The sequence below is a fragment of the Thalassolituus sp. UBA2009 genome (genome assembly GCF_002335285.1).
Taxonomy (GTDB): Bacteria; Pseudomonadota; Gammaproteobacteria; order Pseudomonadales; family Oceanobacteraceae; genus Venatoribacter; species Venatoribacter alkanivorans.
In genome coordinates this window covers 1-11,312 of the sequence record NZ_DDCJ01000023.1, presented here as the reverse complement: position 1 = coordinate 11,312, position 11,312 = coordinate 1, and the positions used below count along the sequence as shown (strand labels likewise).

At 55.6% G+C, this 11,312-nt stretch carries 10 protein-coding genes; 3 read left to right on the top strand and 7 right to left on the bottom strand.

Annotated elements, in window-relative coordinates:
- From B3P58_RS02790 to argE, 7 genes are all read right to left on the bottom strand, one after another.
- Positions 1-666, bottom strand: a 666-nt coding sequence (locus B3P58_RS02790) for a chalcone isomerase family protein (protein ID WP_286715985.1), incomplete at its 3' end; no start/stop codon positions are given.
- 90 nt (positions 667-756) lie between these two features.
- The gene (locus tag B3P58_RS02785) at positions 757-1,188 is read right to left on the bottom strand and encodes a phosphate ABC transporter substrate-binding protein (RefSeq protein ID WP_145467709.1); all 432 of its coding nucleotides are present in this window, start codon (positions 1,186-1,188) and stop codon (positions 757-759) included.
- A 13-nt stretch (positions 1,189-1,201) separates the two neighbouring features.
- Positions 1,202-2,431 (bottom strand): porin, encoded by a 1,230-nt coding sequence (locus B3P58_RS02780; protein WP_230331027.1) that lies wholly within the window; start codon positions 2,429-2,431, stop codon positions 1,202-1,204.
- Between the two features lie 176 nt (positions 2,432-2,607).
- Positions 2,608-3,483, bottom strand: coding sequence for a bile acid:sodium symporter family protein (locus B3P58_RS02775; protein ID WP_145467713.1), 876 nt, complete (start codon positions 3,481-3,483; stop codon positions 2,608-2,610).
- A gap of 176 nt (positions 3,484-3,659) precedes the next feature.
- On the bottom strand, positions 3,660-4,427 hold the full coding sequence (locus B3P58_RS02770; RefSeq protein ID WP_286715980.1) for a spermidine synthase: 768 nt from the start codon (positions 4,425-4,427) through the stop codon (positions 3,660-3,662).
- A gap of 13 nt (positions 4,428-4,440) precedes the next feature.
- A complete protein-coding gene (gene argA / locus B3P58_RS02765; protein ID WP_230331028.1) occupies positions 4,441-5,745 on the bottom strand; it encodes an amino-acid N-acetyltransferase in 1,305 nt (434 codons plus the stop codon).
- A gap of 147 nt (positions 5,746-5,892) precedes the next feature.
- Positions 5,893-6,957 (bottom strand): acetylornithine deacetylase, encoded by a 1,065-nt coding sequence (argE, locus tag B3P58_RS02760; RefSeq protein WP_349676556.1) that lies wholly within the window; start codon positions 6,955-6,957, stop codon positions 5,893-5,895.
- A gap of 93 nt (positions 6,958-7,050) precedes the next feature.
- Here argE and B3P58_RS02755 point away from each other — a divergent pair, with 93 nt between their 5' ends.
- The 3 genes from B3P58_RS02755 (at position 7,051) to B3P58_RS02745 (ending at position 10,850) form a co-directional block, all read left to right on the top strand.
- Complete coding sequence (locus B3P58_RS02755) at positions 7,051-8,457, top strand: inorganic triphosphatase (RefSeq protein ID WP_286715978.1); 1,407 nt, start codon at positions 7,051-7,053, stop codon at positions 8,455-8,457.
- A 41-nt stretch (positions 8,458-8,498) separates the two neighbouring features.
- On the top strand, positions 8,499-10,271 hold the full coding sequence (locus tag B3P58_RS02750; RefSeq protein WP_230331030.1) for a GspE/PulE family protein: 1,773 nt from the start codon (positions 8,499-8,501) through the stop codon (positions 10,269-10,271).
- An 81-nt stretch (positions 10,272-10,352) separates the two neighbouring features.
- Entirely contained in the window at positions 10,353-10,850 is a 498-nt protein-coding gene (locus tag B3P58_RS02745; protein ID WP_145467725.1) for a hypothetical protein, read from the top strand.
- Positions 10,851-11,312: the final 462 nt, after the last annotated feature.

Genomic DNA, 11,312 nt, shown 5'->3' with positions numbered 1-11,312 from the left:
TGCCTGTTGCTGCTGGCGTTCCTGTTCGGCTTGCTGAGCAGCGCGCTCGGCGTTGAGCCAGCCGGAATACAGCTGGTTGCGTGCGGCCGGGATTTCATGGGTCAGCAGCAGACGACGGTTTTGTTCGGCAGCGGCGGAGGTGTCCTGCTGCAGGATATGCTGGCGGAACTCGCGCGATGGCGGCAGTTTGCCGATCCAGGTATTGAGCAGGTAGTTAAACAGTTCGACGCCGCTGCTCTCGATCACCAGTTCGCGGTTAAGCAGAACGCGGGTGTTGCCGCCGGGCTGATAATCGACACGGATTTCGTCATCGCGGTGCAGGTCGTCACGCGGAAACTGGGTAAATTCCATCACCGCCTGCTGTACCTGAGTATCGGCGCTGAGGTTATCGTTATTGATGGAGATATTGTTCTGCCACTGCTGCGCCCATTTACGTGGCGACCAGCGTTCGGTACTGACAATCAGCTGCATACGTTTGGCAGTGTCAGGCGAGAGGATGGCGTCCGGGTCCTGTTCCGGAGCGGGCAGATAAAGACCGGCAACATAGTATTCGCGGGTCAGGTAGTAATAGGAAGCGCTGCCGTTGAGTACCAGTTCTGCGGCCTGTAACTGAGAGAACGGCAGGGTTCCGGTCAGTAAAGCGATCATCAGAAATGCTCGGATCATGTATTCGCATCCTTGTTGAAATTAGGCGGGCAAGAATAAGACGAGTTGTGCTTACAAAAAAGCCCCGGACGCATGCGTCCGGGGCCAGTGTCAGTCTTTAATGGTGTAAAGCACCGCAACGCTGGCATCAACGGCATAGGCGTTGATGTAGCCAATGGCGTTCAGGTCGGCGGCAACGGCGGCCTTCATGGCATCAGCGTCACCGACTTCACGTGGCGGTTGCTTCTTGCCGGAGAAGATTGAACGTGACCAGTAAGCATGCAGCTGTGACGGGTTTTTGTTCAGAATTTTACGTCCGAACTTTTCGCGTACGCTGTCACCTTTGGCCAGATCGTAAGGCACGGCCGCAGTCCCATCAGGAAACTTGCTGGCCTTACCCAGATAAATACGTTCGATCAGGTCGGCATCGATACCCGTGTAGGTATTGTTATTCTTCAGATTGACGATCACAGCGATGTCAGCCCAGCTTGCAGCGCTCAGGCTCAGCAGTGTGGTCATTCCCAGGGCTTTGATAAATTTCATGCGTATTAGCTCCTCAGAATACCAGCTGTAATGCGGCGCGGTAGAGAGTTCCGGAGGCGCCTGGCAGGCCCTGATTGGTTTCCTCTATGTGGTGTGATGCTTCCAGTTTAAAGGCGGTCGCTTCATCCAGGTCGTAGCGCATACCGAGGGTGATACTTTCGTCTTCACCGCGCAGCATCATCATTTCCTGCACCTTGCCGACATCGCCGCCGTCGAGACGGTCACGCGAGGTAGAGTAGGTGGTGTGAATGGTCAGAGCGTCAAAACGCTTGGCCAGAGACGCCAGCCAGGCGAAGTTATCCACATACAGGCCGGAGTCGAAGTTGATGATTGCGGTCTCGGCGATAAAGCTCCAGTCACCGTTATCCCAGGTAGTTGCCAGGTTGTAGTAACGCGCTTTCTTGTCGTCGAAGTTGAACGTTTCCTTGGTTTCCTCACTCATGCTGTTTGTCAGCAGGGTGGCGGCGGTCTGGGCGATATCGATACGGCGGGCACCGCTGGCGGCCAGATCGTACAGGGCCTCATCCGGGGTTTTAGTACCTGTCCGTACATCGATCAGAGTCTGCATATCTGCGGCAGAATCCAGCGTCATCTGCGTCTGCTGCATACCAACACGCAGACCGAAATCACCCATATACAGGTTCAGGGTAGCGCCGGCGAAGTTGTTCAGCTCGGACTCATAGGCTTCGTTAAACAACACGATTTCTTTGTCACGACGGCCGTAGTTCAGCTGAATCTGACCGTCGAAGCTGTCAAAACTGAAGCGTTTGATGATGTCGGCACCGTTGTAATCGGAGAACGGAATACCGTAAGCATCACCGGTTGGACGGATCCAGTTGTAGGCGTAACCCACGTCGAGGAATTCGGAGTAATAGAAGAACGGAATACGCAGACGACCGAAACGGATATCGGTGCTGTCGTTCAGCGCGTGGCTGATAAAGGCCAGCGAGGTGCGTACCGCGAAATCTTCTTCACCTTTGGCGGTCAGCTGGATAGTGGCACTGGTGCGCTCGCTGATCTCTTTACTGATCTGCAGGCCCATCATGGTGTCGCGGTTGAAGAATTGCGGGCTGCCCGACTCATACGACTCAATGGTGATGTCGTCTTCGTCGAGGTAGTAAGCGCCGGCATTCAGAAAGCCATAAACGTTAAGGCCGTTATCAGCGATGGCCTGGCCTGCACTGCAAAGCAGTAACGCACAAGGCAACAGGCTCTTGGTGGTTGATAAAGTTCGGGTTCGCATAGAGTCCTCCGTCAGTGAGGCGCGGATTCTAGCGTAAATGGTACGTTGGTTGGGAATTTGCTAAGACAATTTACCGAGAGATGAGTCACAAAAATGTGTTTAGTTACATCCTGAGACAGCTGACGGCGGCCGGACGCTGTTTGCCCGGCCACGCTGTCCGTCAGGGAATATTCTCTTCAGGCCACCGCAACCTGGCGACGGTCGCGGCGTAAGACTGCAATGGTAAACAAACTGGCACTGACGAACATGATCAGACTGTAAACGCTGGGTGCGATCGACATTTCGGCGCTCTGCAGAATGCTGGTGGTGATCAGCAGGGCCAGAGTTCCGTTCTGTAAACCGACTTCAAGACTGATTGCACGTGCCTGCGCTTCGCTGTGCAGGAACCAGCGTCCGGCCAGATAGCCAAGACCCATGGTGCTGATGTTCAGCAGCAGTGCGGCAGGTCCGGCCTGCAGGGTAAAGCCGATCAGCTTATCGCCGAGGTTAATACAGATAGAGACGATCACCGCAACCAGCACAATCACAGAAAAACGTGTGATCAGCGGTTCCATACGGCGGGCAAACTGCTGCCATTTTGCGCGGATCGCCATACCGATCACCACCGGAATCACGGTAATAATCATCAGCTTGATCCAGGTGCTGACAATCGGCAGCTCAAAGTGTGAACCGGCATCGCTGTAATGGTTAATGGCCCAGACGCCGAGTAACGGAATGGTGAACGGCGTAATAAAACCAATCACCGCCGTCAGCGACACCGACAGGCCAACATCGGCTCGGGCGAGAAAACTGTACAGATTGGAGGTGGTGCCACCGGGGCAGAGAGCAAGAATAAACAGGCCGATGGCGATTTCACCATGCAGACCGGTCACGGCGATGACCGCCATCGCGATCAGTGGCAGCAGTAACATCTGACAGAAGGCACCAATCAGAAAGCCTCTCGGCTGGCGGAATACACGACGGAAATCTTCCGGAGTCAGGCCGAGACCAACGCCGACCATAATTAAAATCAGGGCGACCGGCAGGCCGATCTGAATAAGCGACTGCAACATACTGAGTACTCTTGTTGTTATTCTGGTGATCAGACGTGGGCAGTCAGAGGTCTGCTCCGTACTGATCTTGTAATCAGCACGCTACCCTATGGTTGCAGTGGCGGCAACGGCTGTTCGTGTCACTAAGCCGGGAAGTTTGTAATTCTTTGTAGGCACCAGTGCGCTGTGCGGCTGTATCAGCGGTGGCGGTAAAAGCCTTTTACCACACTCCAGAGATTAAAACCGGCCAGTGGGGAGCGCTGCACGCAGCGTTCGCGGGCCGTTTTTTTATCGGCAATTTCCGCGTATTTACTGGCCCAGAGTATCCAGTTGCCATCGGTGGTGGTGCTTTGCAGCAATTGCGGGAAACGCTGTTTTAACTGTGCCAGACAGTCTGTCTGTTCGCGGTGTTCTTTCCACAAATTCAGTACCAGCCAGCCGTGAGCCGATAAATGGCGTTCGCATGAATCGAGAAAGTCGCTCTGCAATACCAGCGGATCAAGGCCATCGGCCAGATACAGATCGCAGATTAATAAATCGCACTGTCCCTGCTCGCTGTTGCGTAAAAATTCGGCGGCATCGCTGACATGGGTGCTCAGACGCTTGTCACGGGGCAGGGCAAAATACTGCTGCGCGATCTGAAATACTGCCTGACGGAGATCGACCGTCTGAATCGTTGCCTGCGGCAGCCAGTGGAACAGTGTGCTGGCCAGAGTACCGCCGCCGGTTCCCAGCAGCGTGATATTCGCCGGTGGTGTCGAGGCGTCGGATTGCATCAGCACGGCGACCATGGCACGGGCATATTCGTGCTGTAACTGCAGTGGCGCACTTTTCAGCTGGCAGCTTTGTTCGTCGGCGGTGCCAAAACTTAAATAGCGTTTATTGCCATCGTCGAACACCAGAATGGGGCCGAATTCATCGTAACGCCGATGAATTTCGCGCCCCAGATGAGAGAGTGAAATCACGGTTGCTTATTACTCACAAGGATTTGAAAAATACCTTGGAATTACGCTGGAAGTTATACAGCTTCTGCCGCTCCTGCGGTAATTCGGTAACGGCACCGGCAACAAAACCATTTTCGATAAACCAGTGGGCGGTACGTGTGGTTAACACAAATAATTGTTTGTAATGACGCCGCTGGGCTTCCTGCTCAATCTGTTCGAGCAGACGCTGACCACGATTCGTACCACGATAATCGGCATGCACAGCCACACAGGCCAGTTCGGCTTTATCGTCGGAGTAAGGGTAGAGCGCCGCACAGGCGGTGATCATGCCGTCGCGTTCAATCACATAAAAACGCTGAATTTCGTTTTCCAGTAATTCCCGTGAACGGCGCACCAGAATGCCCTGCTCTTCCAGCGGACGCAGTAATTCAAGAATACCAACCACATCGTCGCTTCTGGCATTACGCAGCTGATCGTAGGCGTATTGCGTGACCATGGTGCCACGCCCTTCGCGTGAGAATAATTCCTGCAGCAGGGCACCGTCGTCGGCGTAACTCAGCAGGTGTACCCGCGGCACACCCTGACGTACACTTTTTATCGCCGCTTCGGCATGGCAGCGCACTTCGCCTTTCCAGGCCTGCAGGCGCGGTTCAAGATCCATGCAGGTTAATTCTTTAATCAGCTCGCCGTCGTCATCCAGCAATCCGGACTGCTCGCCCATAATAATTAATTTATCGGCGCGCAGTGCCACGGCGGTGTGCTGTGCTACGTCTTCAACCGTGAGGTTAAACATTTCACCCGACGGCGAGTAACCGGCCGATGACAGCAGCACGACGTTACGCTGTGCCAGTAATTCGCTGATGGCCTGATGTTCAATGCGCCGCACTTCGCCGGTGTGCTGATAATCAACACCGTCAATCACGCCCAGTGGTTTGGCGGTGACGAAATTACCGCTGACCACGCGGATGCGTGCGCCGTGCATCGGCGAGTTGGGCAGGCCGATGGACAGGCGTGATTCGACATCGGCTTTTACCATGCCGACCGCCGCTTTTACTGCATTTAAGGCTTCGCCATCGGTGATGCGTAAATCGTTGTGAAAACGGCTCTGGATATCCAGCTTGCTTAATACCGCATCAATCTGTGGTCGCGCGCCATGCACCAGCACCAGGCGTACGCCAAGGCTGGTCAGCAGGGCGATGTCCTGCACCACATGATTGAAATTGTCGTGCGCAATGGCGTCGCCTTCGAACATGATGACGAAGGTTTTACCGCGGTGCGCATTAATGTACGGCGATGATTGACGGAACCATTGCACGTAAGCGGTGGTATCTGGATTCACTCGGCTTTTTCACTCCTGAAACAGGTTTTTAATGTTGGCGTCGATTTAAGCATGAGCCGCGCTCAGACAGAAGGGTGCAGACAGAAGCGCTCGATAAGGCCGCGTAATAATTCCACGCAGGGTTCAATCTGATCCTGCGCCAGATATTCATCCACCTGATGCGCCTGATCGATATTGCCCGGCCCGAGCACAATGGTGTCGATGCCCAGCTCCTGCAAGAAAAGGCGCTTCGGTGGCGTAATTAACGGCGGCACTGGTATGGCCGGTTAAGCGTTCGGCGGCCTGAACCAGTGGGCTGGTGGCAGCGGTTTCAAAAGAATTCACGCCGGGAAATAACGGCTCGAAGGAAAACTCAACGCGGTTCTGCTCGGCAATGGGGTTTAACCGCCGGCGGATTTCTTCGCGCAGATCGTCGTTACTCATCCCCGGCAGGGTGCGTAAATCGAACGCCAGTTCACAGCTGCCACAGATACGGTTGGGGTTATCGCCACCATGAATACAGCCAAGGTTGAGCGTCGGCACCTGCACGGCAAAATGCGCGTTCTGATAACGGCCAGCCAGATCGCGGCGCAGATTCATTAATTCATTCATCACCGGCACCATGGCATCGAGGGCGTTGATGCCGAGATCCGGGTTGGATGAATGCCCGGCTTTGCCGGTTAAGCGCACGCTCTCCATCATGATGCCTTTGTGCATACGGATGGGGTTTAAGCTGGTGGGTTCACCGACCACGGCATAGCGCGCTTTCGGCTTACCCTGCTGCGCCAGCGCGCGCGCACCGCACATGGAGCTTTCTTCATCGGCGGTGGCGAGAATAATCAGCGGCTGTTTAAAGTCGCTGGCCTGATAGTGCTTAAGGGCTTCGAGAACCAGAGCGAAGAAGCCTTTCATATCGCAGGTGCCGAGCCCGTAAAAACGGCCGTCACGTTCAGTCAGGGTAAAGGGGTCGGACTGCCAGCGTTCCGGATTACAGGGCACGGTATCGGTATGACCACTGAGCACCAGACCACCATCACCACGCCCTAAAGTGGCAATCAGATTAGCTTTACCGGGGAAGCCCTCAAGCGGCAGGATTTCGCAGGTAAAGCCCAGCTCACTGAACCACTGGGCCAGAGTGTTGATCACCGGCAGATTGCTTTCATCGTATTCCGGCAACACCGAGCTGATGCTGTTGTGAGCAATAAGAGTGGTAAGACGGCTGATCAGATCCATAACTGGCCTTTTATAAATAACGACGCTGTTAATAACAGTGTTTAAAGCATCACTGAGCTTGCTTATAGCGGGGCGCCTCATGACAATAGCGCCATGACTAAAGAAACCGAACTCAAGCTCCGCATCAGCCCGCAATCTTTGCCTGTGCTGACTCAATTCCTGAACACTCAGGCCCGGCCTCTGAGCCATTCTACGCTGAAAAACTGGTACCTCGATACGCCCGCAGCGGCGTTATCGTCGGCCCGTGCGGCTTTGCGTATCCGCCAGCACGGCGATGGCTACGAACAGACGCTTAAAACCCGTGGCCAGAGCCAGGCCGGCATACATCAGCGTGGAGAATGGAACTGGCCATTAACTTCCCCACAGCTCGACAGTACCCTACTGCAGAGTGCCGAAGTGGCTGAGCACTGGCCAGCCAGCATTGATGTTGCTGAGCTGGGTGAAATATTCACCACCCATTTTGAACGCCAGGCCTGGCTGTGGCAGTTGGATGGCTGTGAAGCCGAAGTGGTGCTGGATCAGGGCGAAGTGAGTAACGGACGCAAGACCCTGCCGTTGTGCGAAGTTGAGCTGGAATTAAAACAGGGCGATGCCGCCGGTTTGTGGGCAATGGCCCTGCAGCTGGCCGAACAGGCGCCACTCTGGCTGAGTGATATCAGCAAGGCCGAACGTGGCTACCGTCTGGCGCGCCTCAGTCAGCCCTGGGCACAGACCCCGGGCGTGAGCGCTGCAGACGATATGGCCGAAGCTCTGCCGCAGTGGCTGAGCTATGAATTCTTACACCTGCAGCGTGCGCTGGAGCATTGCCTGTGGGACAGCAATATTCATGGTGCGCTGGATGCCTGGACACACTGGCAGGCGCTGCGTGCCCTGCCGCAGCTGGTGGGTAAAGTGATCCGCCGCAATCAGACCCGAACCCTGCGCGAAGCACTGGACCAGCTGCAACAGCCATTGCAGCAACTGGCGGCCACGGCCCAGCTGCTCAGTTATCTGCGCTCTGCCGATGAAGAAAGTGACGTGCGCGACGAACTAAACAGCCTGCAGGCGGTCTGGATGGAGCGCCTGCAACAGCTGCGTGATGACGCGGTGCTGGCACAAGCGCTGACACAGGCAGCGGCGGCCTTGTATGCATTGCCGCCGCTGAAAGAAGGCAGCGAGCAGGCAGGCCACTGGTTGCGTCACCTGCTGCGTCAGCATCAGCCGTTGCTGGAACAGCTTAAACGTCAGCGACCACAATCGACCGAGCAGTGGCGTGGCATGGCACACGAGCTGGCTCTGCTGTGTATGGCCTGTGATTATGCCCGTGCATTGCCGCAGGTGAATGCGCCCGGTGAAACAGTGTGGCGTGCGCTGTCTGATATGCTTAACGCAGAAACTTTGTTACAAAGACCCTGGCCCCTGCCGCCACTGAACCCGGCTGCTGGCGCTGAACAACGCACGGCCGATGACTACAGCGGCTGGGCAGAAGAGCACCTGCAGCATCTGGCCAGACAACTCTGAGGCGGGTGCGCAGAAAAAATACACGGATTAGGGAATGACACATGCAGGCTCAGGCGGAACGCCAACTCTCATTACCATCGCTGATTGAAGATCTGCGCCGCGACCAGCTGCTCAACGACGAAGATCATCAGCTGGCGTTGAGCATCCGTCGTAAGCCGGAAGAGAAAAGCCTGCACGTCCTCACCCTGCTGGGTAAACAGAATTTCGCCGACGCCCGCCATAAAGGCCGGGTGTTAAATGAGCATCTGCTGATCGACTGGCTGGCCGAGCGCCATAAAATGGAAGCCGTGCAGATCGACCCGCTGGAAGTGGACGTGTCGGCGGTGACCGATGTGATGTCTTACGCCTTTGCTGAACGTCACCGTATTCTGGCGGTGAAAGTGAGCACCGATACCGTGGTGGTTGCCTGTGCCGAGCCGGAAGTGGACAGCTGGATTGCCGACGTTGAGCACGTTACCCGTCGTCAGGTAAAACGTGTACTGGCTGCGCCCAGTGATATCGAACGTTACCGCGTAGAGTTTTATCAGTTGGCCAACTCGGTCAATCGTGCACGCCAGAGCCACAAAGGCGCGAGCGTGGTGCAGAATCTGGAGTCCATGCTGGAGCTGGGCAAAGCCCGCGCGCCGGATGCCAACGACGAGCACATCGTCAATATCGTTGACTGGTTACTGCAGTACGCTTTCGATCAGCGTGCCAGTGATATTCACATCGAGCCACGGCGCGAAGTCGGCCATGTGCGTTTCCGTATCGACGGTGTGCTGCACAATGTTTACGAACTGCCGGCGCAGGTTGCGATGGCGGTGGTGGCGCGGATCAAATCGCTGGGGCGGATGAACATCGCCGAAAAGCGTAAACCTCAGGACAGTCGCTTAAAAACCAAAACCCCGTCTGGTCAGGAAGTGGAGCTGCGTTTATCGACGCTGCCGACCGCCTTTGGCGAAAAACTGGTGATGCGGGTATTTGATCCGCAGGTGCTGGTGCGCAGTTTCTCTGAGCTGGGTTTCAGCAAAGAAGACAACCGCCGCTGGGCGGAAATGACGCGCAACAACCACGGCATCATTTTTGTTACCGGGCCGACCGGTTCCGGTAAAACCACCACGCTGTATTCCACCCTTAAACAGCTGGCGACGCCGGAAGTGAACGTGTCCACCATCGAAGATCCGATCGAAATGGTGGAGCCGGCGTTTAACCAGATGCAGGTACACCCCGGCATCGACCTGACCTTCGCCAGTGGCGTGCGCGCCTTACTTCGTCAGGACCCTGACATCATCATGGTCGGTGAGGTGCGTGACCTTGAGACCGCCGAAATTGCCGTTCAGGCGGCATTAACCGGCCATCTGGTTCTCTCTACCCTGCACACCAATGATGCGCCTTCAGCCTTCACCCGTTTAATGGAGCTGGGGCTGCCGGCGTATTTAATCCGCTCCAGTGTGCTGGGGGTGATGGCGCAGCGTCTGGTGCGGACGTTATGCCCGCACTGCAAGGTCAAAGAAAAAGTTGATGAGCACGCCTGGAAACAGCTGACGGCCCCTTGGCTGGTGAAAACACCGGAGCATGTGTACGCCGCTAAAGGTTGCCTCGAATGCCGTGGCACCGGTTATATGGGGCGGATGGGTATCTATGAAGTGATGCCGATGACCGAGAATCTGGAAATGATGATCAACGACCAGATGGATCACATCAAACTGCGCCAGAGTGCGATGAAAGAAGGTATGCACAGCCTGCGTTTAAGTGGTGCGCATAAGGTTGCCGCCGGTATGACCACGGTCGCAGAAGTGATGCGTGTGGCGCCTTTGTCGAAAATGCAGTCGTAAAGTGTTAGCCGGTGCATAGAGCAGCGGCGCAGCAGCGACTAGAATGAACGTTTAAATAATAAAAGTAAGGATGTACCCGCCGTGGATATCAGCGTACCGCCCATCATCGACCTTGAGGCCTCCGGTTTCGGACGGGGCAGCTATCCGATTGAGGTGGGCTTTGCGCTGGAAGACCGTATGGTACACAGCTTCCTGATCAAACCCGCGCCGACCTGGCTGCACTGGAGTGTGGAAGCGGAGCTGATTCATGGCATTTCGCGCGAGCAGTTGCAGGAAGAGGGCATGACCCCGCGTGAAGTCGCACTGAAAATGAACGAAATCCTGCGCGGCAAAACCCTCTATTCCGATGCCTGGAGTTTTGACAGCTCGTGGATGGGGCGTCTGTTTGACGAAGCCGAACTGGTGCAGCGCTTCCGTATCGAAACCATCAACAAGCTGCTGACGCCGGAGCAGATGGAAGCCTGGCACGACACCAAGAAGTCTCTCTGGCACACCATGAACATCGAACGTCACCGCGCGGCCAACGACGTGCAGGTGCTGCAGGAAACCTTTTTGCGGGTAACCGCCAGCACGGTTTAACGGTCGTTGCGATTCTGCATAAACTGCAGCATTAATCGACGACTGTTTTTCAACCTGAAACGCCTTTCCGGGGCAAGCCCCTGGCCCCCTGCAAGGAGAGGTATCTCCTTACGATCCTCTCTTTTCGGCGCGTCCGGCCTGACTTAGAAAAAAGAGGGCAGCCAACTGTGATTATGCGGCACGCAAAACAATGACTCCGGGCATCCATGCCCTTCACCCTTCGGGCCAGCCTGCGGCTGTTGAAATGGCTCCTGCCATTTAGCCCGCCCCGGAACGACGTTTTAAAGTACCAATAATTTGTGTCGTTCCGGGGCAGGGTTTTGCTCTGAAGGCCGCATAATCATTTGGTTGTCTGGCGCCGCACGATCGCCGGTTTAAGCAATCCGCTCAGCCGTATTCCAGAGGAAACTGTGTTTGAGACATGAGATTTAAAGGAATACGGCCCAGAAAGCGCGAAGCTGG

Coding starts and splice junctions, on each gene's coding strand:
- B3P58_RS02750 (WP_230331030.1), top strand. CDS start 8,499: ATGCAGGCTCAGGCGGAACGCCAACTCTCATTACCATCGCTGATTGAA.
- B3P58_RS02780 (WP_230331027.1), bottom strand. CDS start 2,431: ATGCGAACCCGAACTTTATCAACCACCAAGAGCCTGTTGCCTTGTGCG.
- argE (WP_349676556.1), bottom strand. CDS start 6,957: ATGGATCTGATCAGCCGTCTTACCACTCTTATTGCTCACAACAGCATC.
- B3P58_RS02785 (WP_145467709.1), bottom strand. CDS start 1,188: ATGAAATTTATCAAAGCCCTGGGAATGACCACACTGCTGAGCCTGAGC.
- B3P58_RS02775 (WP_145467713.1), bottom strand. CDS start 3,483: ATGTTGCAGTCGCTTATTCAGATCGGCCTGCCGGTCGCCCTGATTTTA.
- B3P58_RS02755 (WP_286715978.1), top strand. CDS start 7,051: ATGACTAAAGAAACCGAACTCAAGCTCCGCATCAGCCCGCAATCTTTG.